Genomic DNA, 23,656 nt, shown 5'->3' with positions numbered 1-23,656 from the left:
AGAAAAAAAGCTATAATGTAAGCCAATACATAGAAGGAGCGATAGCAATGATTCGATTTGCAACAGTCGGAACGAATTGGATTACAGAACGATTTCTGGAGGCGGCTTCTGCTATTGATGATTTTCAATTAACGGCGGTTTATTCCAGAACTGAGGAACGCGCGGCGGAATTCGCCGGCAAACACGGCGCTGCTCATTATTTCACCAGCCTGAAAGAAATGGCGGAAAGCAAAGCCTATGACGCGGTGTATCTCGCCAGCCCGAATGCATTTCACAAAGAGCAGGCGGTCCTTTTTATGGAACACGGCAAGCATGTACTGTGCGAAAAACCGTTTGCGTCTAACGCAAGGGAAACGGATGAAATGATTCACGCAGCCAAAACGAACGGCGTTCTCTTGATGGAAGCCATGAAAACAACGTTCCTGCCGAACTTCAGCATGCTTCAAAACCACTTACATAAAATCGGACCCGTCAGGAGATTCACAGCAAGCTACTGCCAATATTCATCACGATATGATGCATATAAGAACGGTACGGTGCTAAACGCGTTTAAGCCTGAATTATCGAACGGTTCGTTAATGGACATCGGCGTGTACTGCATTTATCCGGCCGTCGTCCTGTTCGGCAAACCGAAAAACGTCATTGCGACCGGTCATAAACTAGCATCCGGCGTTGACGGCGAAGGCACGGTGATTCTGTCATACGACGGATTTGAAGCGGTGCTGATGCATTCGAAAATCTCAAATTCGTTTGCCCCGGCGGAAATTCAGGGTGAAGACGGCACGATCGTTCTGGACAGCATTCACGGACCGGAACGGGCGGAAATCCGCTATCGTGACGGCCGGACGGAAGACATTTCAGTCCCTGATCTGAAACCGTCGATGTACTACGAAACGGCTGAATTCATCAATCTTCTTCGAAACGGACAGCGGGAGTCTTCCGAAAATACATTTGAACGTTCTTTCATTACGGCAAGCATTATGGAAGAAGCGAGAAAACAAATCGGAATTGTCTTTCCCGCCGATCAAAACTAAAAACATCCGCCCGGATTCGGGCGGATGTTTTTTATTTGGACGCTAACAGGTCAGCAAACGCTTTTGCATACTGCGGAAGGTCGGGCGGGCGGCGGCTTGATACAATGTGTCCGTCAGTTACGACAGCTTCATCCAGCCACTGTGCCCCTGCATTTGTCATGTCGTCTTTGATGCCGGGCGTGCTCGTTACTTTTTTTCCTGCGAGAATTCCGGCAGATATGAGCACCCAGCCCGCATGGCAGATCTGGCCGATCGGCTTTTTCTGCTCGTTCATCGTACGGATGATGTCCAAAACTTCGGGATATCTTCGCAGTTTGTCAGGAGCCCAGCCGCCAGGCACGAGCACGGCGTCATACTCCTGAATAATCAGGCTCTTAAAATCGTAATCCGCCGTCGCGGGCACGCCGTATTTTCCTTTGTATGAACGGCCCGCTTCTTCTCCTATTAAATGAACGATCGCGCCTTCCTCTCTCAGCCGGTAGACGGGATACCAAAGCTCTAAGTCTTCAAAATCGTCACTGACAAGCGCTATGACTTTTTTGCCTTCTAATCTCATCACTGCCACTCCCTTCTTTTATACTAGTGTATCGCTTTTTTAAAATGAGGAAAAGAAACAGCTCGCTACAGCTGTTCTTCGTCTTCAGACTGAATCGTAAATTTCCGTGTGACCTGCTGCAGTTCTTCAGCCATATGCGCAAGCGTTTCGGCGGATGAACTGATTTCTTCCATGGAGGCCAGCTGCTCTTCAGCTGAGGCGGCGATGTCTTGAATGCCGGCGGACCCTTCTTTGGCGACTGAGGTAATGTCCTCCACCGCGTTTGTCACATTTTGCGACCCGGCTGCAAGCTTCTCAAGCGTTCCGTTCATATGCTGCAAGGCGCCTGAAATCTGAGTCGTCATTTCTGAGATTTTTTTGAAGCTTTCGGCCGTCTGATCCGTAATATCGAGGCCTTCCTTCACATCTTGATTCACCGCTTGGAATACGGAAAGCGATGTGGCGATTTCTTTGACGATTTCCTGAATCAGCGTTTCGATTTCCTTCGCGGAGCCGGCTGATTGTACGGCAAGCTTTCTCACTTCTTCCGCAACGACGGAGAAGCCCCGCCCGTATTCGCCTGCTCTGGCCGCTTCAATGGCAGCGTTTAAGGCAAGCAGATTTGTTTGATCGGCAATGCCGTTAATGACGTTGAGGATGCTCTTAATGTCGTGCGACTTCGTTTCCAGCCCTTTTACGACCGCTTCCGCCTGCTGTACGGAACGATCAATTGTTTTCATCTGGCCGACCGTTTTCGCCACTAATTCTTCTCCGCTTCCGGCCGTTTCAGAGGTTTGGATGGCGGATTCAGTGATTTCCGCCGATACATTCGCCGTCTCGGCAATGCCCGCATTCATTTGGGAAAGGTGATCAGCACTTTCTTCCAATTTCTCGCTTTGTGATTCGTTTCCGTTTGAGAATTGTTCAATCGCCAGTGTAATATGCTCTGTCGCCTTGCTTGTCTGTCCGGCGGATGCCGTCAGCTCTTCGGATGAAGAAGCGACATGTTCGACGGATGACTGGATGACGCCGATGACAGACCGGAGTGACGCCGACATCTCATTGAAGCTTTGGCTGAGCTGCCCGAATTCATTTTTCGACTTGATGTCAATGACTTCCGTTAAATCGCCGTCACTGATTTTAGCTGATGTCGAAACAAGTTTTTTGAGCGGTTTTGCAATCGAGCGAATGATAAAAACGATTAAAATACCGCCGACGATAAGAGAAACCGCCAGGATGATCAGCGCCATTTTCATGACAGGCGAGGCTGCGTCATGGATCTCACTGACAAAAAATGTGCCGGCGATTTTCCAGCCCGTCAGTTTGTTTGTCGTGAAGGCCATTTTCTTCTGCTGTCCTTCAAACATGTATTCAAACGATCCGCTTGATTTGGAAAATACTTCTTCCGTCCACTCTCCGGAGCCTTCCGTTCCCGCTTTTATAGTCGGATGCGCGATGTATTTTTTATCTCCCGTTGTAATGAAGGCAAAACCTTTATGACCGATCTGGACGCGTTCGGAAGCGTTCAGCAGGTCGCCAAGATTAATATCAAGCGCCACAACGCCTGATCCGTCTTTTGTCTGCTGGGCAATCGTAACAACCGTCTGTCCGGTTGCAGCGTCTTTATAGGGCTCGGTAAACACCGGCTGTCCGCTTTTTTCAACCGCTTTGGTATACCACTCGCGCGTGAGCGGATTATAATCGGACGGCATATCAACGGACGGATATTTCACGAACGCTTTGTCGCGAGACGCGGCGTAAATTGACGCGACATCGTCATTTACGGTGACATACTGCTTCATGTTGTCAAGCAGTACCGATTTATTTTTTGTGTTCAGTTTTTCCTTTGTGATTGATTCGCTGAAGTAGTCAATCGCTTTCAGCTTACCCTCAAGCATGTTTTCCAGCACGCTGTTCAGTTCACTGACATTTCCCTGGGCGCTGTGGGTCAGTTCGCTTTCTAATGTACTCCCCGCCGTTTGGTAGCTGAAGTAGGCGAGTATGCCGACCGGAAGCACCAATACGGCTAAAAATGCCGCGATCAGCGGCTTGCTGATGGATGGCTGTTTGATCCAATGTATCAGTTGTTTCATTTTTTCAGTCTCCTTCTTTGAAAAGCTAAATCTAATATCGTCAGATAGGACAAAAGATTTATTAAAAAAACTAAAAAAAACACCCAAACAGCACATTTGGGTGTTCTATGACCTATTAATCTATTTTAAATCGTTTCGTCATATCACGTAATTCTTCCGCCATTTGGGATAACGTTTCCGAAGACGAACTGATTTCTTCCATTGAAGCCAGCTGTTCTTCGGCGGAGGCCGCAATATCCTGAATGCTGGCGGAGCTTTCTTTTGCGATGGACGCGATTTGCTCAGAAGCTCCTGAAATCTGCTGAGAGCCTGCTGTCAGCTGTTCTACCGTCGCATTCATATTTTGAATTTCTCCGGCGATCTGGTTCGTCATTTCAGAAATCCGTTTGAAGCTCGTTTCGGTCTGATTCGTAATATCCAGTCCGCTCTCCACCTCTTTGTTGACGGATTGGAACATGCCGAGAGATGTATTGATTTCGTTGACGATTTCTATGATTAAGCTTTCGATTTCTTTCGCTGAATCGGCAGACTGGACCGCAAGTTTTCTGACCTCTTCGGCGACGACTGAGAAGCCCCGCCCGTATTCACCCGCACGTGCGGCTTCAATTGCCGCGTTCAGCGCAAGAAGGTTTGTCTGGTCAGCGATTCCGTTAATGACACGGAGAATGTTTGTAATGTCTTTTGATTTTGTTTCAAGTCCGCGCACCACTTGTTCAGCTTCTTTCACTGACCGGTCAATGACGTTCATTTGGCCGACCGTCTGGTGGACGAGCTTTCCGCCTGAATTGGCGACTTCCGCTGATGTGGCGGAGGATTCGGTAATGACGGCAGATGCTTTCGCCATATCTTTAAGCCCGCTGTTCATTTGGTAAATATGTTCCGCCGCGCTTTCAATGTTTTCACTTTGGCTTTCATTTCCGTTAGAAAATTGTTCGATCGCCAGTGTGATATGTTCGGTTGCCTTGCTTGTCTGCTCCGCTGAAGCCGTCAGCTCCTCTGAGGAAGATGCGACGTTATTCACGGAATCCTGGATGGCATGGATGAGAGACCTGAGTGAAGCGGCCATATTGTTAAAGCTTTTGCCAAGCTCGCCTAATTCATCTTTTGACTGAATCTCGATCGTTTCTGTTAAGTCGCCTTCACTGATCTGTTTCGATGATGTCACAAGCTGCTTGAGCGGTTTTGTGATTGAACGGATAATCAGCACCATGACGATGGTTCCGATCACAATCGCTAATACGAGAACGAGCAGGGACAGATGAAGGATCGGCAGGGCCGCTTCATGAATTTCGTCCAGATACATCGTTCCGGTAATCTTCCAGCCTGTCAGCCCGTTTGTATCATAAGCCATTTTCTTTTCCTGGCCGTCGTATTTGTATTGAAAATCACCTTTTTTGCTGGTGAACAGCTGTTCAGCCCACTCCCCGTTTAATACTGTGCCTGACGTGCGGTTCGGGTGGGCGACCACTTTTTTGTCTTTCGTCAGGATAAAAGCGTAGCCTGATTTTCCGATGTTCACTTTCTTTGTCGTTTTCAGAAGCTCATCGATTTTCATATTGATGGCGACGACTCCTGAGCCGTCTTTCGTCTGCTGAACGACCGTCACGACCATCGTATTGGTGGAAGCCGTGCGGTAAGGATCTGTTACAACAACTTTCCCCTTATTTTCCACGGCCTTTTTATACCAGTCTCTTTCAAGCGGATTATATCCTTTAGGCATCTGCAGATCCGGATACCGTGTGAAATGTCCTTCCGTGTCACTCGTATAAATGGATTCCACGTCTTTATTGATCTTCATGTACTCTGTGAATTTATCGGTAATTTGCGATTGGTTTTTCGGCTTGTACCGATCCTTTGTGAGCCAGTCGCTGAAATATGCCGTTCCGTCTTCCTTTTGGCTGATGCTTGTGTTGATCATATCGTTAATCTGCTGCACATTATCTAGTGCGCTTCCCATCATCTGCCTGTCAAGCGTGCTTACCGCCGATTGATAGGCGATAAAAGCCAGCGTTGAAATAGGAAGAATGAGAATGGCCAAAAAAGAAATGAGCAGTTTTCTTGTAAGCGATCTCTGCTTGATGATTTGCACAATTTTTTTCATCTGCTATATCTCCTCTTGCGTGTTTACCCTTCATATCGGCAATTATGGGTAATTATACACATCCAAAAAGAAGAAATATAACGAAACATACTTTTTACCTGTCTTAAAATTAGTCTTTTAGACTTAATTAAGAGTTTATCTTAAAACGCTTTGTCAGTTCGCGTAATTCTTCCGCCATTTTTTCCAGCGTGACGGCGGAGGAACTGATTTCCTCCATGGACGCAAGCTGCTCTTCAGCTGAAGCCGCGATGTCCTGAATGCCGGCCGCGCTTTGTCTGGAGACGGCCGCGATATCCTCTGAAGCGTTTGATACTTCCTGAGACCCGGCAGAAAGCTGTTCCACGGTTGCATTCATATTTTGCAGTTCACCGGCAATCTGATTTGTTTTAACGGAAATGTCCCGGAAGCTTTTTTCCGTTTCGTCCGTTAACTGAAGTCCGCTTTTCACCTCGTGATTGACGGATTCCAGCATTCCGAGCGAAGTATGAATTTCTTTGACGATTTCATGAATTAAGGATTCGATTTCTTTCGCTGAATCGGCGGATTGTACGGCAAGCTTTCTCACTTCTTCGGCAACGACTGAAAAACCGCGTCCGTATTCTCCCGCTCTTGCCGCTTCAATGGCTGCATTTAAAGCAAGGAGATTCGTTTGATCGGCAATGCCGTTAATGACGCGCAAAATGCTGGTAATGTCCTGCGATTTGAGTTCAAGCCCTTGTACGACTTGCTCCGCTTTACTTACGGATTGGTCAATGGCGCCCATCTGGCCCGCTGTTTTCTTGACAAGCCGCTCACCGGCGCCGGATATCTCCGCCGATTCAATTGACGTTTCCGTCACCACGGCTGCCGCTTCCGCCAGATCGCTGAGCCCGTCTTTCATCTCATTCACTTGGGCTGTCGCTTTATCAATACTCTCACTTTGGTCTTCCGTTCCATTAGAAAACTGTTCAATCGCAAGGGTGATATGTTCCGTTGCTTTGCTCGTCTGCTCAGCCGAAGCCGTCAGCTCCTCTGAGGAAGAAGCGACATGTTCAACAGAGTCCTGAATTCCCTGAATAAGCGAACGGAGTGAATCTGTCATATGATTAAAACTTTTACCGAGCACGCCCAGCTCATCTTGAGAGCTGACATCAATGGTTTCCGTCAGATCTCCGCTGCTGATTTTTTCCGCTGAAGCTACGAGACGTTTTAACGGTTTGGTAATTGAGCGGATGACAAAATAAATGAAAATCATCCCTGCGGCAATGGCTATCGCCAATATGATAACGGCCAGAGTCAGAACCGGTCTTGCCGCATCCTTGATTTCATCCACGGACATGGTTCCGCTGATCTTCCAGCCCGTCGCTTCATTGGTCACGTACGCCATTTTTTTCGCTTTCCCGTTCAGCGTATATTCAAAGTCGCCTTTTTGCCCGCTGAATAATGTATCAACCCATTTTCCCGATACCGCCGAGCCGGCTTTTTCATCACTGTAGGCAACGGCTTTTTTATTTTTGCTGAGGATAAAGGCATATCCTTCTTTTCCGATGTTCACTTCTTTTGTCATCGTGATGAGATCGTCGATTTTTATATCAATGGCGACGACGCCTGATCCGTCTTGCGCCGCGCGGGCCATGGTGACGACCATCTTTTTGTTTGAGATGGACTCATAAGGGTCTGTGATGATGGTTTGGCCTTTATTCTCCATGGCTTCCTGATACCAGCTTCTTTCAAGCGGATTGAAATCGGCCGGCATATCGGCATGCGGATAACGGGTAAACGTTCCTTCCTTGCTGCTTGAAAATACGGCGGACGCTTTATCATTGCTTTCAATAAACTGCTTGAACCTTTCTTGCATTTCCGTTTGGTTTTTTTCTTTAAATTTAGCGCTTGTCGCCCATTCGCTGAAATATGCAGAGCTTTTTGTAAACATTCCGATCCGGTCATCAATCATATTGTTTAAGATTTGCACATTTCCTTCGGCGCTTTCCATCATTTGCTTTTCAACGGATGAAGCCGCCGAACGGTAGGCGCCGGCAGCCAATACTGCTACCGGAATGATTAAGATCAGTAAAAATGAAATGATCAGTTTTTTGGCTATTGATTTTCTGGCGATTTTTTTTGCTGTTTTTTTCAATTTTGTAAACCTCTTTCAATCATTTACTGTTTATATCGGCCGACTCCCTTTTTATTACATTGAAAATTAAGTCATAAATGAAAAATAGTTCTATGTACTCCCTTTGTATGCAAGACTTTTTATTCAATTATCCGGCTGTCACTATAAAAAAGGACGCCTTCCATCCGGAAAGCGTCCTTTTTTACTAGTTGATTTTAAATTGTTTCGTTAATTCCCGCAGTTCTTCGGCCATTTGCGCCAAAGTATCGGCGGATGTGCTGATTTCTTCCATTGATGCAAGCTGTTCTTCTGCGGATGCGGCAATATCCTGAATGCTTGCTGCGCTTTCCCTAGATACGTCCGCAATATCCGTCACTGCGGCTGAAACGTGCTGGGAGCTGTCTGACAGCTGTTCAACCGTGCCGTTCATCGATTGAAGCTTCTCGGCGATATCGTTTGTCATGCCGAAGATATTCTGGAAGCTTTCTTTCGTGCGGTCCGTCACGGCAAGTCCTGATTGAACTTCTTCATTAACGGATGTGAACATGTGAAGTGATGTATTAATCTCAGCCGTAATTTCCTGAATGAGTTTTTCAATCTCTTTGGCAGAACCGGCGGATTGGACGGCAAGCTTGCGCACTTCTTCGGCTACCACTGAGAAGCCCCGCCCGTATTCACCGGCTCTTGCCGCTTCAATGGCTGCATTTAAAGCAAGCAGGTTTGTCTGATCGGCAATACCGTTGATGACTCTTAAAATATGAGTGATGTCTTTTGATTTGGCCTCAAGGCCTTTTACAACCGCTTCCGCCTGCTGGACCGATTGATTGATGAGATTCATCTGCCCGACGGTTTGCTGCACATATTCTTCCCCGGTGCCGGCAGCTTCCTTCGATTGTTTAGATGCTTCCGTAATGGATGATGATGTGCGGGAAACGGCGGTGAGTCCGTCATTTATATGATTCAGCTTGGCTGAGCTTGAATCGACTTTTTCGCTTTGCTCTTCGTTTCCGTTTGAAAACTGCTCAATGGCCATTGTAATATGTTCCGTCGCTTTGCTTGTCTGCGAAGCTGAAGCGGTCAGCTCCTCCGATGACGCGGCCACGTTGTCGACAGAGTTTTGAATCGCGCTGATCAGTCCGCGCAGAGATTCTCCCATTTCATTAAAGCTCGCGCCGAGTTCGCCCAATTCATCTTTCGAGCGGATATCAATGGTTTCAGTCAAGTCTCCGCCGCTGATTTGTTTAGAAGAGCGGACAAGCCGTTTCAGCGGTGACGTAATGGATCTGACAATCAACAGAATTAAAATTCCCCCGATGATAATGGATGCTGCAAGGACGATCATTCCCATCGTCAGCACCGGTTGTGAGGCGTCTTTAATTTCGTTGAGCTCCATGCTCCCCTCTATTTTCCATCCGGTCAGTTTATTTGTCGTAAACGCCATTTTTTTATTTTGATCATCGAGCTTGTATGAAATAATGCCGCTGTCTTTGCTGTATACCTCATTCAGCCACGGGGTTGAAACTTTGTCGCCCGGTTTGTGGTCTTTATGCGCGACATAGGTTTTATTTTTGGACGTGATAAACACGAATCCTTTTTGTCCGATTTTGATTCCCTGCATCTGCTTCAGCAGCTGGTCAATCGTAATATCCATGGCCACTACGCCTGTTCCGTCCTGCATCTGCTTTGCCACGGTAACGACCATGCTGCCGTCGCTTGCCGCGGTGTAAGGGTCGGTGACAACGAGCGTGCCGCCGGCCTTCACAGCGTCTTTATACCAAGTGCGTGTTCTCGGATCGTAATCGGCCGGAGTATTCTCCTTCGGCGCCTGTGCGTAGCTGCCGTCTTCGGTTCCTCCGTAAACGCGGGCTACGTCCTTATGAATAGACGTGTATTGCCCGAACTTTTCTTCAAGAGCAGACATGTTTTTCTTTGAGAAGGATGATCCTTTTAACGTTTCACTGAAAAATTCAATCGCCTTTGCTTTTGAGCCGATATCATTTGTAATGGTTGTGTTAAAAGATTCGATGTTATTTTTCGCGTTGCCTGAAATCTGATCATCCAGCGAATTGCTCGCCGTATGGTATGAACTGAATTCTAACACGAGAATCGGTATGATTAAGATCACGATAAATGAAATGATTAATTTACGTGAAATCGATGCCTTTGTGCACCAATTAATGAATTTTTTCATATTAAGCTGCTCCCTCAAGTGTGATACCTTATATATCGGCTCAGTCTTCACATTTTGTTAACATTTCCTCCTTTTTTATGACTTGATTTTCATTGCCCAAGCTTCCTGCATATCTTATAAAAAAAGATAGGGGGCGCGCAGATGATTATCATATCCGGCCAAGTGCTTCGGCCTCAGGACATCGCGAACTGGCAGACGGAAAAAAGCCTTGTTCCGTATATAAATGAACTGCTCAATTCTCCCGTACAATTCGATTACGGGTCGATTGCTGAACTGATGTTCGAGGTGCGGCTGCGCCGCCATATTGTGGAAGCCGCAAGAGAACTGCACGGATCAGGTGTGAAATTTGCAACTTTCGCCAAAACATACGGAAATACGGCTTATTGGAGAGTGACGCCGGAAGGAGCCTTGGAGCTGAAGTACAGAATCCCCGCTTCAAAAGCGATTCGGGACATTATTGAAAACGGGGCGTTTTACGCATTTGAATGCGCTACCGCCATTGTTGTGATTTATTATCTGGCCGTCTTAAAGACAATCGGTGAAGAACGGTTTAACCGGCGTTTCCGGGATATCACTTTGTATGACTGGCACTATGAGCATCTGCCGATCTACACGGAAACCGGCAGCCACTTTTTACGGGGAGATTGTTTATATTTTAAAAATCCTGATTTTAATCCTGCAAAGGCTCAGTGGCGGGGAGAGAATGTCATTGTGATGGGGAATGATCAATATTTCGCCCACGGTCTCGGGATTCTGACCGCTGAACAAATCATCCAGAGATTGAATTCTTTAAGAAAAAAAAATGCCGTGCAGCCGGCTTATCTGCTTAACCAGGCAACAAGGCTTGATGCACCCGCGCTTTATCAGATCATGCATTAAAACAATCCCATCGTCTGTCATTGTGACGATGGGATGCGGAATGCTTTTCTTTTCCGGTAAAAAGCCGTCGTGCCGAGCGCTTGGTTTGCAGCCCATTCAAACTTCTCTAAATCATGTCGGGTGACGGCTCTGTCCCGTCGGCTCCATTTAATGGCGCGGACAAAGTAATACCCTTTAATCGGCGCCATGGTGACTTTAGAATGCGGAAAATCTTCAAAGACAAACTCAATAGTCCCTCTTTTTTTATAGGACATTTGAAGAATCTTCATCATCCATCACCTCACGATTTCTGGATTATGATTCGCACAATTCTTCCAAAACGGTTTTCACGTCTGTCGGCCCTTCAAGTTTCGCGGCGGACTGGCCGGCCCATAAAGACATATACTCCGCGTCTCCTGATTGAGCCGCGTGCCCGCGCATCGGCTTTGTCAGCGTATTATGCAGCGGATAAGGCAGCGTATTTCCCTCGTCAGCCTCATATGTTTTCATGAACTGATTCACGATTCCCCGCGCCTGTTTTCCCGAAAACAGGGTGGTCAGCCGCGTGTCGGCTCCTTTTGAATCGGCAATGGCTTTTTGATATCCCGGTGAGGCGCTGCTTTCTTCACAAAGGAGAAACGGTGTTCCTACTTGAACGCCGTCCGCACCCAAACAGCGGGCGGCCTGCACGCCGCGGCGGTCAAAAATGCCGCCTGCCGCAATCACCGGGATATTCAGCGCGTCTTTAGCCTGCGGAATCAGCGCCATAAGGCCGAGAGCCGGTTCTCCTTTAACCGGCAGAAACGACCCGCGATGCCCGCCGGCTTCTATTCCCTGAAGGATAACGGCGTCCATCCCCCGTTCTTCAAAGACCTTCGCTTCCTCCGGCGTTGTCGCCGTGCCGAAAAGGAAACATCCGCTTTTCTTCAGCTTTTCCGCCGTTTCTTCCGGCGGCAGGCCGAAGGTGAATGAACACGCTTTGACTCCGTAACGGATCAGAAGCTCCGCTTTTTCCTCGAAATCATTCCATTCTTCTTTCAGATCAGAGAACGGCTTGGCGTCTTTTGCCCTCGGGATGCGGGCTTTCCATTTTTCAACCAGTTCCGCCTCAGGCATCTGCCTTTCTTCCGGAACGAAAAGATTTACTTGATAGGAGCGGTTCGTCAGCTCTTTCATCTCGATAAGCTGTTTTTCAAGCGCTTGCGGGCTGACGTATCCTGAAGCGAGGCTTCCGAGCGCCCCTTCATTTGATACCGCCGAAGCCAGACGCGGCGTGACCAGCCCGCCGGCCATCGGTGCCTGAATGACGGGCTTTGTTAATGATAATGCACTCATCCACTCACTCATTTGTGTTTTCCTCCGATTCAGCCTGTATTTTGATATAACATGTTCTGTTTCGCGGACCGTCAAATTCGCAAAAATAAACGCCCTGCCATGTTCCGAGTATCAGGCGCCCGTCTTCTATGATGACATGCTGGGAGGCGCCGGTTGTACTCGCTTTCATATGCGCCGCCGTATTTCCCTCCATATGCCGGTCCAGTTCGTGCTCCCACGGATACATTTCATCAAACCTTCTGAGCATATCCCTCTTCACATCCGGATCGGCATTTTCATTTATGGTAATGCCGGCGGTTGTATGGGGACAGTATATGAGCGCCAAGCCGTTTTTCACGCCTGTTTTGCGGAGAAACGCTTCAGCTTCATGTGTGATGTCGATCATTTCATCCCGTCTGTTTGTTTGAATCTGCAATTTTTTCAGCATATAGATGCCTCCTTTCTTTTTCTCTTCCTTTCCCATATTCGTTTCTGTATTTGTCTTTTCCTGTCGGATCGCGATGATAAACGCAGATCACAAAAAACTTCAGCCTCGGGACTGAAGTTTTTCACCATATATATACGCGGGCCTCATAAGGCTTTAAAAGAAAGGATGTCACATGCCGATGCGGTGGTGTTTCCATGCTTGCGAGCACGAGCGTATCGGAGTCAAGCGGATAGCCGGGATGCTTGTATAAAGCGGGGGTTTTAGACAGATTTGTGATGATCAGGGCGGTTTTTGTTCCGTTTTTTCTTAGATAGGCATAAATCTGCCGGTCATTCGGAAGCAGCAATTCATATGTGCCGCTGATCAATACGCTGTGTTCTTTTCTGAGGGCGAGCAGCCGTCTGTAGAAATGGTATACGGATGTTTCATCCTGCATTTGTGATGCAGCGTTCAGCCATGTGTGGTTCGGATTCACTCCGAGCCACGGAGAAGCATCAGAAAACCCGCCGTTCGCCTCACCGCTCCATTGCATCGGTGTCCGTGAATTATCCCGGCCCTTCTTCCAGATGATCTTCATCACTTTTTCATGCGGAACGCCGCGGGACGTCTCTTTTTCATACAGATATTTCATTGCGGCGTCATCATAATCTTCAATGGATGGAAACGAAACATTGGTCATCCCGAGCTCCTGCCCCTGGTAAATAAACGGCGTGCCTTTCATCAGCATATACATCGCGGCGAGTGCCTTGGCGCTTTCTGTCAAAAAACGTTCGTCACCCCATACCGAGACGGAACGGGGCTGATCGTGGTTCTCCATAAATAACGCGTTCCAGCCCTTTCCTTCAAGACTGTTCTGCCAGCCAGACAAGACGCGCTTAAGCGCCGGAATGGAGATGCTTTGATCATCTTCCGTATCCCAGAGGCCGAGATGTTCAAATTGAAAAATCATTTGAAAGACGCCGTGTTCTTCACCGGCCCAATCAGCCGCCTCCCAAGCCGCCACTCCGTTCGCCTCGCCGACCGTCATGATCGGATAGCGCGAAAATGTTTCCCGTTTCAGCTCTCTTAAGAGATCCATTATGCCTTCCCCATTCATATGATACGGGAAAGACGGGACGTACGGGAGACCGTCCGGGTTCGGCATGTCAGGGAGCCCTTCTTTTTTCTTAATGTGAGAAATGGCATCCACCCGGAAGCCGTCTATGCCTTTATCAAGCCACCAGCGGACCATCTCATAAACGGACTGCCTCATCGCTTCGTTTTCCCAATTTAAATCAGGCTGTTTTTTGTCAAACAGGTGCAGGTAATACTGGCCGGTCTCTTGATCATATTCCCACGCTGATCCGCCGAAAATGCTTTCCCAATTGTTCGGCTCTTTGCCGTTTTTTCCGTCTCTCCAGATGTACCAGTCCCGTTTTTCGGAATCTTTCGCCGAGCGTGATTCGATAAACCAAGGGTGCTCATCGCTTGTATGGTTGATGACGAGGTCTATAATCAGCTTCATGCCGAGCGCATGGACATCCGCAAGGAGCCGGTCAAAATCCTCCATCGTCCCGAATTCGCCGGCAATTTGTTTATAATTCCGAATATCGTAGCCGTTGTCCGCGCCCGGCGAGTCAAAAACGGGACAAAGCCAGATCACATCCGCCCCCAACTCTTTTATGTAACGAAGTTTTGCTCTGATGCCGTTCATGTCGCCGATTCCGTCCCCGTTCGAATCCATAAAGCTTCGGGGATAAATTTGATAGACGGCCGCCGTTTTCCACCAATCCGTTTTCATACCGACACTCCTTTCTTTACAGCATATGAAGGAGCGGGACGAAGAAGCATTTTTTCCATAAAAAAAGCCTCATTGCAAAAGCAGGAGGCTCAGAAATCAGTTTTTTTAATTTCAACGAAGCGGATATGATGGTCTTCCGCTTCCAGCACCTTAAATTCACACCCTTCGGCATGAAACACATCACCATTTTTCAGCTCCATTTTTTGTGTTAAGAGCCAGCCGGCAATCGTGTCAATGTCTTCATTTTCGATGGCGATATCAAGGAGATCATTCACCTCTTCTATGAGCGCCTTGCCGTCCATCACATAATGGTGTTCGCCTTTTTTGACGATGTGGGGCATTTCATCCTGGTCATATTCATCACGGATTTCCCCGACGATTTCCTCCAATATGTCTTCGACGGTCACAAGTCCCGCCGTGCCGCCGTATTCGTCAACGAGAATCGCCATATGAATTCGCTCCTTCTGCATGCGGATCAAAAGCTCCTGAACGGGGATGCTTTCAATGACTCTGATGACCGGACGCATAATTTCTTTTAATTCAATGGAGCGGCCGAGAAAATACGCCTTAAATAAATCCTTATTGTTAATAATGCCGAGAATGTGATCTTTGTCTTCCTTAATAACCGGATATCGCGTATACCGTTCGTTGATGATCAAATGTATGGCTTCATCAACTGACTGTTCAAGCGAGATGGCGGCGATTTCGGTGCGCGGCACCATGATTTCTCTGGCGACCCGGTTATCGAATTCAAATATTTTGTTGACGTAACGGAATTCAGATTGATTGATTTGACCTTTTTTATAGCTTTCGGACAAAATCAGCCGCAATTCCTCTTCACTGACCACGACCTCATGTTCTTTCACCGAATGAAAACCGAACAGCTTGACCAAAAATCCGGCTGAACCGTTTAACAGCTTAATAAACGGATACATCACTTTATAAAACAGAATGAGCGGTTTCGCCGTCCACAGACTGACGGCTTCGGCTTTTTGAATGGATATCGTTTTCGGCGCAAGCTCTCCGATGACGACGTGCAGATACGTGACGGCGATAAACGCCGCAATAAACGTGACGACGTGCGTAATGGATGACGGCATTCCGATCAGGCTGAAAACAGGATGAAGAAGCCGCTGAATCGTCGGTTCACCGAGCCAGCCGAGTCCGAGCGCCGTAATCGTAATGCCGAGCTGGCACGCTGATAAATATTCATCGAGATTTGAAATCACCCTGTGCGCCGCGAGCGCCCGGCTGTCTCCGGTTTCAACCAGCTCCGCGATTTTTGAACCGCGGATTTTGACAATCGCAAATTCCGCAGCGACAAAGATGGCCGTTAATCCGATTAACAGCATAATGAGAATCAGTTTTAATATAAGCAAAAAAACCCCTACCGCAAACGGTAAGGGGCCACCTCCTTCGTGTTAATTCTCATCACGACCATTTAAGAAAATCATCACAAAACGAAGCAGCTCGAATAATGAAACGAGCGCCGCAGCCACATACGTCAGCGCGGCGGCGTTCAGCACTTTATTCACGCCGTGTTCTTCACTGTTGCGAATGAATCCTTCCGACACGATAATCCGCTTCGCCCTCGCGCTGGCATTAAACTCGACAGGCAGTGTGACAAGCTGGAAAAAAACAGCGGCCGAAAACAAAATAATGCCGAGTCCGATTAAGTTCAAGCTGCCCAGGAGCATCCCGCCCAAGAAAAGCAGAGGGGCGACCCCGGAGGCAAAATTGACGACCGGAAAAATTTTGTGCCTCAGCACAAGCGCGCCGTATGATTCCTGATGCTGCAAAGCATGTCCGACTTCATGGGAAGCGACGGAAATGGCGGAAATGGAGCGGCCGTAATATACCGGCTCAGATAAACGCACCACCCGCTCCGTCGGGTCGTAATGGTCTGTTAAAGTGCCTCTTACCGGTTCTACCGGCACATCATATAAACCGTTAATATCAAGAATCCGTCTTGCCGTTTCCGCCCCCGTCCGCTGACTGGAAGCTTCTACGTCTGAGTATTTCTGAAAATTGCTTTTCACTTTAAATTGTGCCCAAAACGACAATCCCAATGCAGCAATTGTTAAAAAGATAAACAGCATATTATCCTCTTCCTTTTTCTCTTATATCGTACGATTTGCTTATATATTATTTTAATGATTGTCCGCTTTCCTGTACAGAAATCCGCTTCTTTTTTCTGACAGGAATCAATCCTCCGAGCATGATGAGGATACACCCGGCCAATCCGATGTAAAACGGAAACGTGCCTGCGGTCTCTTTTGCAAAAACAAGCCATGAAAATCCGCCGGACATATGATTGTATCCATTCAAATCGAAAATAAGCAATACGGCCGCCGAAGCGAGCAGCTGCGCTCCGGCCAGCGCCGCCAGCAGTTTTTGAATGACTGTCATTTGACTCACCCTTTTTCGGTCCGCTTTCTTTATCATATGAAAAAATGAGGGTGAATATGTTTTCGGCGATTTTTGAAAGACATCAAACGAACTGGGACATACTGTATAAAAAAAGATACAGGTGTGATCGACATGAAAGTGACAAATGGCGAGAAAGAACAGCTGAGCAATGCGATAGACAGAATGAACGAGGGGCTTGACGCCTTTATCCAGCTCTATAATGAATCGGAAAACGACGAACCTCTCATTCAGTTTGAAGATGAGACGGCCGATTTAATCAGACATGCGCGTGACTCATACGGCCAGCAACAGCTGAACGAAAAACTAAACACCATTATTAAGCAGATTTTATCCATCTCTCTGTCGAAAGAAGAGCCGGGCGAATGAAATCAAACCGTTTATTTATTTCCTGGCTGAGATGGCCGTTATATGTTCGGATCGGACTGATCATTATCGCCTTGATTTTATTGTTCGGCCAACTCATTTACATGCTTGAGCCGAAGCAATTCACGTCTGTGTTTGAAGGGGTTTGGTGGGCGGTTATTACGGTGGCCACAGTCGGCTACGGCGATTACGTGCCCCAGACGCCGCTCGGGCAGATTGCCGGCATGGTGCTTGTATTAAGCGGAGCGAGTTTTGTAACCGCCTATTTCGCCACGCTTTCTTCAGCCGTGTTCAGCAAACAGCATCGCTATGTCGAAGGGAAGGTCGCCTTTAAAGGCAAGGGGCACGTCATTCTTATCGGATGGAATGAGAAGTCGCATATGCTGCTGAAAGAACTGCAGCACATCGCGCCGTCAAAAACTGTCGTCCTGATTGATGATTCATTAAGGGAAGGGCCGCTTATTGAAAACGTCCATTTCATCCGCGGACATGCCGCTGATGACAGTACGCTCAATAAGGCGAATATTACGGAAGCCGATACCGTCATTTTGACAGCAGACCAGCAGAAAAATGAATCCGAAGCTGATATGCTGTCGGTATTAACGCTTCTCGCCATCAAAGGGCTGCATCCGTCCGTTTATTGTATCGTGGAAATTTTAACGGAACGGTATGTCAAAAACGCCGAGCGCGCAGGAGCCAATAAGATTCTGTGCACATCACGCCTGTCGAGCCGGGTGATGTTTGAGCATTACCGGGTCAAGCTGCAGCTTGCCAAACCGCAAACGCTGTCAGATCTGACGCTGGAGAAAAAGGTGCGCATCATTCCCGTCCCCGAGGATTTAAAGGGTTCATCTTATCATGACTGTGCGCTCTATTATCTCAAACGGAATACCACGATCATCGGCATACAAAAAGAAGAGGGGCCGATGCTGACCCCTCCCCTGTCATACCAGGTGCTCGATACTGATCTGTTTTTGGCTCTTTAATGCAGCAGGACGTCTTCCAGCTCTTTTACAAGCGAGATCCCGATATCTGTATATGAGCGGTCAATTGCCGCATCCCGCCGTTTCGGCTCGGAGAATTGGTTGAATAATGACTCAAAAACACCGCCGCCTGCGTGATCATCCGTTTCCTCCTGATAGACGTGCCTCAGCAAAAAGGGGGTGCCGATTGTAACGGCGGCCCCCCGTTCATCCAGGTGTCCCTTATTTGCTTCAACAGGGATGCGGAGAAATAAATAGCCGTCCTGATCGGAAATTTTGTAATCAAAGAACCCGCGGTCATACTCCCAGCCGCCTCCGATGGTATAACCGATCGGTTTCAGCACCTGTTCCAGTTCGCGGAGTAAAAACGATTGCCCTTCAAGTGAAGATGGAATGCTGATCATGTGCATATGCTCCTTTTTGTCTTTAGCGTCCCCGCTCTGCGGCGTCTTCATACGGCGCCCGGGAAGAATCGGGAGCGGCAGACAGACGCTGGAAAGAGGTAACGGCGCATTCAATCAGAACATACGTCACAATTGCGGAGAGAACGGCTTCCGTTGAAATATAGAAAACGGCGGCATAGAGACAGCACTTCGTGATCAGCGACTGCATCCGGCCAATCTTCAGTTTCAGCCGGACCATGTCCGTAAACAAGCCGAGAGGGAAAGCGAAAAACAGGATGGTTTGTAAGAGGGATTCAGGAGACAGTTTTAGTGCCGAATAGACAATAGCGGCGGAACAGACGGAAATGACGGCATGCTTACATAAGAGTCGTATCATTCATCATCACACCTTTCACGGTTTAAAAAAGGCTGACCCGTCATGCTGAGGGCCAGCCCTTCTTTTTATTTTTCAAGGCGTTTTTCAAGCTCTGCTTTTTTCTCTTCAAAGCCCGGTTTGCCGAGAAGCGCGAACATATTCACCTTATAGGCTTCAACACCCGGCTGATCAAACGGGTTGACTCCGAGCAGATAACCGCTCATCGCCACCGCTTTTTCAAAGAAATAGACGAGATATCCAAATGTATATGCATTAAGCTCCGGAATATTGACAATTAAGTTCGGCACTTTTCCGTCTGTATGGGCAAGCATCGTGCCTTCGAACGCTTTTTTGTTGACGAAATCGACCGTTTTGCCGGCTAAGTAATTTAAGCCGTCGAGATCATTTTCCGCCTCTTCAATTGTCAGCTCATGCTTCGGTTTTTCAACGTTTAATACAGTTTCAAACAGATCGCGTCTGCCTTCCTGCACGTATTGACCGAGAGAGTGAAGGTCTGTTGAGAAGTTAGCAGAAGAAGGATAGATGCCTTTTTCATCTTTTCCTTCACTTTCGCCGAAGAGCTGCTTCCACCATTCCGCAAAGTATTGCAGCGCAGGCTCATAGTTGATAAGCATTTCAATGGTTCTGCCTTTATTATACAGAACGTTGCGGACGACGGCGTATTGGTAAGCCGCGTTCTCTTCTAATTCCGAGCTGGAAAAGTCTTTGCTTGCATCAAGAGCGCCTTTCATCATTTCATCGATATCAGCCCCGCTTACCGCAATCGGCAGAAGACCTACCGCAGTCAGAACGGAGAAACGTCCGCCGACATCATCAGGAATAACGAATGATTCGAAGCCTTCTTCATTAGAAAGCGTTTTTAAAGCGCCGCGCTCTTTATCTGTCGTCGCGTAAATCCGCGCTTTCGCTTCTTCTTTTCCGTATTTTTCTTCAAGAAGTTTGCGGAAAATCCGGAAAGCGATTGCAGGTTCCGTCGTCGTGCCTGATTTAGAAATGACATTGATAGAGAAATCAGCGTCTTCCAAAAGATCCATAACATCTTTCATATAAGTTGAGCTGATATTGTTGCCGATAAAGATAACTTGAGGGTTTTTGCGCTTGTCTTTCGGCAGAACGTTATAGAAAGAATGATTGAGCGCTTCAATCGCCGCGCGGGCGCCTAAGTATGAACCGCCGATACCCACGACGAGAAGCACGTCTGAATCTGATTTGATTTTTTCAGCGCTTTTTTTAATGCGCGCGAATTCTTCTTTATCGTAGTTTTCAGGGAGGTCCACCCATCCTAAAAAGTCGCTTCCGGCGCCTGTTTTTTCATGGATATTATGGTGTGCCGTTTTTACGAAATCACGTGCGTATGTAAGTTCATGTTCATTGAAAAAAGGTAACGCTCTTGAGTAATCAAAGCGTACATGCGTCATTTGCTTGTCCCTCCATCACGGTGAATTGTTTTCTCTTTCACTTTATATGAACTCACCCGCTAAATCAAGTCATGAAGAAGGCATGATGAATATGGGATTTGCGCTAAAAATGCATTCATTTTTTATACAATACCCCGGATTCGATATGGTTATATTTGTAATAATCGTGAGAGGGATAACGAATCGAATGTTGGTGATCCAGGAACGTATCACCTTTACTTTGGAGCAGGATGACATCCATCGCCAATCCCGATGGGCCGGTTCTTTTTATATAGTACTCCTCTTGAGAGGCTGCCACGAAGGAATATTAAGGCATAAATGTCCATTTTTAAAAATAGTGTCTATATTTGGGGTATCGTGTTAAGATGAAAGTGATTTTAAACCGGGAGGTGATTTTATGACTAAAACCATTGGTCTTATTTGTGGAAGTTTACGAAAAAACTCGTATAATCGAGCAATTGCTCAATCATTGATTGACTTTCGATAATGCGGCTCAATTTCGTTGGGTTGAAATAGACAGTCTTCCTTTTTTTAACGAAGATTTAGAAATTGCCGGAGCACCAGACTCCGTAACATCCTTTAGAGCTGATATACAAGACGTTGACGGCGTCATCATTGTAAGTCCAGAGTACAATTTCGGAATTCCGGGGGTATTAAAAAATGCATTGGACTGGGCATCGAGACCGCGGACCCCTTCTGTTTTAAACAGAAAACCGGTTGGCTTAATCGGAGCAACCCCCGGAGGGTTCGGTACTGCCTTTGGTCAAACGCAAATGAGGGAAGTACTCGAAGCTATGCAAGTCAATGTTTTGCCCTTTCAAAAAATGCTGATTTCGCAAGTCCATGAGAAAATTGATTCCGCTCAAAACATACTGACGGATGAACAAACAAAACGTTATCTTCAACGCTATTTACAACAGTTTATCCATTGGATTGATCATGCTCCGGTTCCCGTTCCAAATTAATTGAAGGATCATCCCCCTCACGAAAAGTCACCTCAGAAATAACTTTCTTTCTATACAGCATATGAATAGATTTACCGTTTTCAATTGACAAACTTACTTGCCTTAATTCAAGGAGGATGATAAAATGTCTGATCTTTATTCCCGTCTTTCAAAAGATGATGCTGCCGTGCTTTTAGTTGACCATCAAACCGGCCTTATTTCCGGTCTCGTGCGTGACTATAGCGTTGATGAATTTAAGAACAATGTATTGGCTCTCGGTGATACGGCTAAATTCTTTGATTTACCGGTTATTTTAACAACGAGTTTTGAAAATGGACCCAACGGACCGCTCATGCAAGAACTCGTTGATCTCTTTCCTGACGCCCCAAAAATAGCCCGTCCCGGACAAATTAATGCATGGGACAATGAAGACTTTGTTAAAGCCATTGAGGCGACTGGCAAAAAACAGCTGATTATCGCGGGGGTGGTAACAGACGTCTGCGTTGCTTTTCCTGCGCTTTCTGCCATTAAAGCAGGCTACGAAGTGTTTGTTGTGACAGATGCTTCGGGGACGTTTAATAAGCAAGTAGCAGATGCATCATTAACGCGTATGGCTCATGGCGGCGCGCAGCTTATGAACTGGTTCAGCGTAGCATGCGAGTTACAGCGTGATTGGCGCAACGATGTTGAAGGTTTTGGCGCATTAATCTCCAGTCATCTTCCCGGTTATCAAAACTTAATGGGAAGCTATATGGGGGCGCAGCGGGATCTTAGTACACAAAATGCATAAAAGGAGCGCTGATTGAATCAGCGCTCCTTTTTTAAATTCGCGGCTCTTCATGATTTAGATTTTGTGTAAATAGATGATCGGCAATCGCAAAGTTAATTGATCCTTTTCTGCTAAATGTACAGAAACAGGGAGTCAAATCCGCATCATGTGAGATTTCCATAGTTGTCTCATGGCAAGGGGTGTTTCACTTGCTCTTGATGCACTAATGAAGGGACTCCCAAAACGGTTACATCTGCAGCTTGAAAATCTATTTCATCTTCACCCCGGCCGGAAATGTATCTTACAGTGACGCCTTTAAGATAGCAAGTACGTCATCTTTGTTCAGTTTTTGGAAATTGCCGAATCCGCCGTATTCCATTTCTTTTGCGGCGATGTCTGCGATCAGCTCAAGTTTGTCTTCACCGATGTCATAATCCGCAAGGCGGGACGGTGCGCCGAGGCTTGTCCAGAACGCGGACAATTTATCGATCCCTTCAAGCGCAATTTCTTTATCCGTTTTGCCTTCAGTATCAATGTCAAACATGTTGAGCATCAGGTTTTTAAAACGGTCTACATTTGTATCCAGCGTGTATCTCATCCAGTTCGGGAACAGAATCGCAAGTCCTCCCGCGTGAGGGATGTCATAAACCGCTGATACGGCGTGCTCCATCGTATGGGAAGCCCAATCGCCGAAATAGCCCATTTGCAGCGTGCCGTTTAATGCGATCGTACCCGCGTATAAAATCGTTTCACGGTGCTTATAGTTCTCAAGGTCTTCCAAAAGTTTCGGCGCTGTTTCAATTACCGTCTGAAGGACCGCAAAACACATTCTGTCCTGAAGCGGCGTGTTTTCAACATTGTGGAAGTATTGTTCAAATACGTGGCTCATCATATCCACCATGCCGTATACGGTTTGGTTTTCCGGAACGCTGAAAGTATTCTCAGGATCTAAAATGGAGAAACGCGGATGAGTGACATTGCTGCCCCATACGAATTTTTCGTTTGTTTCCCAATTTGTGATAACGGAATCAGGGTTCATTTCAGAGCCTGTCGCCGCAAGCGTCAGCACCGTGCCGAACGGGAGCGCGTCCTGCGCCGTTACTTTTTTGCTGTAAATGTCCCATGCGTCGCCGTCATATTTCGCACCGGCCGCAATCGCTTTTGTACAGTCGATGACACTTCCGCCGCCGACTGCGAGAAGGAAATCAATCTCATGCTTTCTGCACAGCTCAATTCCTTTATTTACCGTTTCCAGACGCGGGTTCGGTTCAACGCCCGCAAGCTCATGAACGGTTGCGCCTTCTTCTTTTAAGATGCCTGTTACTTGGTCATACAGGCCGTTACGCTTAATGCTGCCGCCTCCGTATACAAGCAGCACGTTTTTCCCGTATTGCTTCAGCTCTTTTTTCAATTGGTCGATTTGACCTTTTCCGAAAATCAGTTTCGTCGGATTGTAGTACGTAAAGTTCTCCATTTATCATAACCTCCAAAAAAATCGTAAGGGAATTACTATAACACAG

Annotated in this window: 21 protein-coding genes and 2 pseudogenes; 6 read left to right on the top strand and 17 right to left on the bottom strand. The window is 47.1% G+C overall.

Annotated features, from left to right (window positions below; genetic code table 11):
• The first annotated feature begins 47 nt into the window (after window positions 1-47).
• Window positions 48-1,034: a Gfo/Idh/MocA family protein gene (locus tag D5S11_RS03555; protein ID WP_015240454.1), complete on the top strand. Its 987-nt coding sequence runs from the start codon at window positions 48-50 to the stop codon at window positions 1,032-1,034.
• A gap of 31 nt (window positions 1,035-1,065) precedes the next feature.
• Here the strand turns inward: D5S11_RS03555 and D5S11_RS03550 are convergent, their stop codons facing one another.
• The 6 genes and pseudogenes from D5S11_RS03550 to D5S11_RS03530 all read right to left on the bottom strand — a co-directional run bounded on the left by D5S11_RS03550 (window position 1,066) and on the right by D5S11_RS03530 (window position 10,049).
• Window positions 1,066-1,590, bottom strand: a complete 525-nt coding sequence (locus D5S11_RS03550; RefSeq protein WP_003152143.1) for a type 1 glutamine amidotransferase domain-containing protein — start codon at window positions 1,588-1,590, stop codon at window positions 1,066-1,068.
• A 65-nt stretch (window positions 1,591-1,655) separates the two neighbouring features.
• Complete coding sequence (locus D5S11_RS20445; RefSeq protein ID WP_425340276.1) at window positions 1,656-2,627, bottom strand: methyl-accepting chemotaxis protein; 972 nt, start codon at window positions 2,625-2,627, stop codon at window positions 1,656-1,658.
• A pseudogene (locus tag D5S11_RS20440) lies at window positions 2,622-3,662 on the bottom strand (cache domain-containing protein); the annotation flags it as partial. The gene D5S11_RS20445 and the pseudogene D5S11_RS20440, both read right to left, overlap by 6 nt.
• Window positions 3,663-3,777: 115 nt before the next feature.
• Complete coding sequence (locus D5S11_RS03540; RefSeq protein ID WP_007408632.1) at window positions 3,778-5,763, bottom strand: methyl-accepting chemotaxis protein; 1,986 nt, start codon at window positions 5,761-5,763, stop codon at window positions 3,778-3,780.
• Between the two features lie 127 nt (window positions 5,764-5,890).
• Window positions 5,891-7,879: a methyl-accepting chemotaxis protein gene (locus D5S11_RS03535; protein WP_032869835.1), complete on the bottom strand. Its 1,989-nt coding sequence runs from the start codon at window positions 7,877-7,879 to the stop codon at window positions 5,891-5,893.
• A gap of 184 nt (window positions 7,880-8,063) precedes the next feature.
• The gene (locus D5S11_RS03530; protein ID WP_015240457.1) at window positions 8,064-10,049 is read right to left on the bottom strand and encodes a methyl-accepting chemotaxis protein; all 1,986 of its coding nucleotides are present in this window, start codon (window positions 10,047-10,049) and stop codon (window positions 8,064-8,066) included.
• A 141-nt stretch (window positions 10,050-10,190) separates the two neighbouring features.
• Here D5S11_RS03530 and D5S11_RS03525 point away from each other — a divergent pair, with 141 nt between their 5' ends.
• Window positions 10,191-10,928, top strand: coding sequence for a protein-glutamine gamma-glutamyltransferase (locus D5S11_RS03525; RefSeq protein WP_020956257.1), 738 nt, complete (start codon window positions 10,191-10,193; stop codon window positions 10,926-10,928).
• A gap of 17 nt (window positions 10,929-10,945) precedes the next feature.
• On the opposite strand, the gene D5S11_RS03520 is transcribed toward D5S11_RS03525, so the two are convergent.
• From D5S11_RS03520 to D5S11_RS03490, 7 genes are all read right to left on the bottom strand, one after another.
• Window positions 10,946-11,197 carry a hypothetical protein gene (locus tag D5S11_RS03520; protein ID WP_007408636.1) on the bottom strand — a complete coding sequence of 84 codons (252 nt, stop codon included), beginning with the start codon at window positions 11,195-11,197 and terminating at the stop codon, window positions 10,946-10,948.
• A gap of 25 nt (window positions 11,198-11,222) precedes the next feature.
• On the bottom strand, window positions 11,223-12,254 hold the full coding sequence (locus tag D5S11_RS03515) for a nitronate monooxygenase (RefSeq protein ID WP_047936066.1): 1,032 nt from the start codon (window positions 12,252-12,254) through the stop codon (window positions 11,223-11,225).
• Window positions 12,247-12,669, bottom strand: coding sequence for a secondary thiamine-phosphate synthase enzyme YjbQ (locus D5S11_RS03510; RefSeq protein ID WP_015418083.1), 423 nt, complete (start codon window positions 12,667-12,669; stop codon window positions 12,247-12,249). Before D5S11_RS03510 ends, D5S11_RS03515 begins: the two co-directional genes overlap by 8 nt.
• 121 nt (window positions 12,670-12,790) lie before the next feature.
• Complete coding sequence (locus D5S11_RS03505; protein WP_108654984.1) at window positions 12,791-14,449, bottom strand: glycoside hydrolase family 13 protein; 1,659 nt, start codon at window positions 14,447-14,449, stop codon at window positions 12,791-12,793.
• Between the two features lie 89 nt (window positions 14,450-14,538).
• Entirely contained in the window at window positions 14,539-15,828 is a 1,290-nt protein-coding gene (locus tag D5S11_RS03500) for a hemolysin family protein (RefSeq protein ID WP_007408640.1), read from the bottom strand.
• A gap of 42 nt (window positions 15,829-15,870) precedes the next feature.
• The gene (locus D5S11_RS03495; RefSeq protein ID WP_003152125.1) at window positions 15,871-16,548 is read right to left on the bottom strand and encodes a zinc metallopeptidase; all 678 of its coding nucleotides are present in this window, start codon (window positions 16,546-16,548) and stop codon (window positions 15,871-15,873) included.
• Window positions 16,549-16,594: 46 nt separating this feature from the next.
• Window positions 16,595-16,858, bottom strand: a complete 264-nt coding sequence (locus D5S11_RS03490) for a YuzI family membrane protein (protein ID WP_015418085.1) — start codon at window positions 16,856-16,858, stop codon at window positions 16,595-16,597.
• A gap of 132 nt (window positions 16,859-16,990) precedes the next feature.
• On the opposite strand from D5S11_RS03490, the gene D5S11_RS03485 reads away from it, so the two are divergent.
• Both D5S11_RS03485 and D5S11_RS03480 read left to right on the top strand, forming a co-directional pair.
• Window positions 16,991-17,245, top strand: coding sequence for a protein mistic (locus D5S11_RS03485; RefSeq protein ID WP_007408643.1), 255 nt, complete (start codon window positions 16,991-16,993; stop codon window positions 17,243-17,245).
• Complete coding sequence (locus tag D5S11_RS03480) at window positions 17,242-18,228, top strand: potassium channel family protein (protein WP_032869826.1); 987 nt, start codon at window positions 17,242-17,244, stop codon at window positions 18,226-18,228. Before D5S11_RS03485 ends, D5S11_RS03480 begins: the two co-directional genes overlap by 4 nt.
• Here the strand turns inward: D5S11_RS03480 and D5S11_RS03475 are convergent.
• From D5S11_RS03475 to D5S11_RS03465, 3 genes are all read right to left on the bottom strand, one after another.
• Entirely contained in the window at window positions 18,225-18,629 is a 405-nt protein-coding gene (locus D5S11_RS03475) for a YugN-like family protein (protein WP_012118292.1), read from the bottom strand. The two genes, D5S11_RS03480 and D5S11_RS03475, sit on opposite strands and share 4 nt — an antisense overlap.
• Before the next feature lie 22 nt (window positions 18,630-18,651).
• Window positions 18,652-19,005: a hypothetical protein gene (locus D5S11_RS03470; RefSeq protein ID WP_032869824.1), complete on the bottom strand. Its 354-nt coding sequence runs from the start codon at window positions 19,003-19,005 to the stop codon at window positions 18,652-18,654.
• A 65-nt stretch (window positions 19,006-19,070) separates the two neighbouring features.
• On the bottom strand, window positions 19,071-20,423 hold the full coding sequence (locus tag D5S11_RS03465) for a glucose-6-phosphate isomerase (protein ID WP_007408647.1): 1,353 nt from the start codon (window positions 20,421-20,423) through the stop codon (window positions 19,071-19,073).
• A gap of 397 nt (window positions 20,424-20,820) precedes the next feature.
• Between D5S11_RS03465 and D5S11_RS03455 the strand changes: the two are divergent.
• Both D5S11_RS03455 and ycaC read left to right on the top strand, forming a co-directional pair.
• Window positions 20,821-21,388 (top strand): annotated as a pseudogene (locus D5S11_RS03455) (NADPH-dependent FMN reductase).
• Window positions 21,389-21,512: 124 nt separating this feature from the next.
• Entirely contained in the window at window positions 21,513-22,157 is a 645-nt protein-coding gene (gene ycaC, locus D5S11_RS03450; protein ID WP_032869818.1) for an isochorismate family cysteine hydrolase YcaC, read from the top strand.
• Between the two features lie 280 nt (window positions 22,158-22,437).
• On the opposite strand, the gene D5S11_RS03445 is transcribed toward ycaC, so the two are convergent.
• Window positions 22,438-23,610, bottom strand: coding sequence for an iron-containing alcohol dehydrogenase (locus tag D5S11_RS03445; RefSeq protein WP_007408651.1), 1,173 nt, complete (start codon window positions 23,608-23,610; stop codon window positions 22,438-22,440).
• Between the last annotated feature and the right edge of the window lie 46 nt (window positions 23,611-23,656).

It is taken from the genome of Bacillus sp. L75 (assembly GCF_003676355.1).
Classification (GTDB): domain Bacteria; phylum Bacillota; class Bacilli; order Bacillales; family Bacillaceae; genus Bacillus; species Bacillus velezensis.
The sequence above is the reverse complement of the archived record's forward strand: the minus strand, read 5'-3'. Positions and strand labels throughout refer to the sequence as shown.

What these genes read in the sequence shown, in the direction of transcription:
- D5S11_RS03555 (WP_015240454.1), top strand. Translation starts at nt 48, where the DNA reads ATGATTCGATTTGCAACAGTCGGAACGAATTGGATTACAGAACGATTT.
- D5S11_RS03550 (WP_003152143.1), bottom strand. Translation starts at nt 1,590, where the DNA reads ATGAGATTAGAAGGCAAAAAAGTCATAGCGCTTGTCAGTGACGATTTT.
- D5S11_RS20445 (WP_425340276.1), bottom strand. Translation starts at nt 2,627, where the DNA reads ATGTCGGCGTCACTCCGGTCTGTCATCGGCGTCATCCAGTCATCCGTC.
- D5S11_RS03540 (WP_007408632.1), bottom strand. Translation starts at nt 5,763, where the DNA reads ATGAAAAAAATTGTGCAAATCATCAAGCAGAGATCGCTTACAAGAAAA.
- D5S11_RS03530 (WP_015240457.1), bottom strand. Translation starts at nt 10,049, where the DNA reads ATGAAAAAATTCATTAATTGGTGCACAAAGGCATCGATTTCACGTAAA.
- D5S11_RS03525 (WP_020956257.1), top strand. Translation starts at nt 10,191, where the DNA reads ATGATTATCATATCCGGCCAAGTGCTTCGGCCTCAGGACATCGCGAAC.
- D5S11_RS03520 (WP_007408636.1), bottom strand. Translation starts at nt 11,197, where the DNA reads ATGAAGATTCTTCAAATGTCCTATAAAAAAAGAGGGACTATTGAGTTT.
- D5S11_RS03515 (WP_047936066.1), bottom strand. Translation starts at nt 12,254, where the DNA reads ATGAGTGAGTGGATGAGTGCATTATCATTAACAAAGCCCGTCATTCAG.
- D5S11_RS03510 (WP_015418083.1), bottom strand. Translation starts at nt 12,669, where the DNA reads ATGCTGAAAAAATTGCAGATTCAAACAAACAGACGGGATGAAATGATC.
- D5S11_RS03505 (WP_108654984.1), bottom strand. Translation starts at nt 14,449, where the DNA reads ATGAAAACGGATTGGTGGAAAACGGCGGCCGTCTATCAAATTTATCCC.
- D5S11_RS03495 (WP_003152125.1), bottom strand. Translation starts at nt 16,548, where the DNA reads ATGCTGTTTATCTTTTTAACAATTGCTGCATTGGGATTGTCGTTTTGG.
- D5S11_RS03490 (WP_015418085.1), bottom strand. Translation starts at nt 16,858, where the DNA reads ATGACAGTCATTCAAAAACTGCTGGCGGCGCTGGCCGGAGCGCAGCTG.
- D5S11_RS03485 (WP_007408643.1), top strand. Translation starts at nt 16,991, where the DNA reads ATGAAAGTGACAAATGGCGAGAAAGAACAGCTGAGCAATGCGATAGAC.
- D5S11_RS03480 (WP_032869826.1), top strand. Translation starts at nt 17,242, where the DNA reads ATGAAATCAAACCGTTTATTTATTTCCTGGCTGAGATGGCCGTTATAT.
- D5S11_RS03475 (WP_012118292.1), bottom strand. Translation starts at nt 18,629, where the DNA reads ATGATCAGCATTCCATCTTCACTTGAAGGGCAATCGTTTTTACTCCGC.
- D5S11_RS03470 (WP_032869824.1), bottom strand. Translation starts at nt 19,005, where the DNA reads ATGATACGACTCTTATGTAAGCATGCCGTCATTTCCGTCTGTTCCGCC.
- D5S11_RS03465 (WP_007408647.1), bottom strand. Translation starts at nt 20,423, where the DNA reads ATGACGCATGTACGCTTTGATTACTCAAGAGCGTTACCTTTTTTCAAT.
- ycaC (WP_032869818.1), top strand. Translation starts at nt 21,513, where the DNA reads ATGTCTGATCTTTATTCCCGTCTTTCAAAAGATGATGCTGCCGTGCTT.
- D5S11_RS03445 (WP_007408651.1), bottom strand. Translation starts at nt 23,610, where the DNA reads ATGGAGAACTTTACGTACTACAATCCGACGAAACTGATTTTCGGAAAA.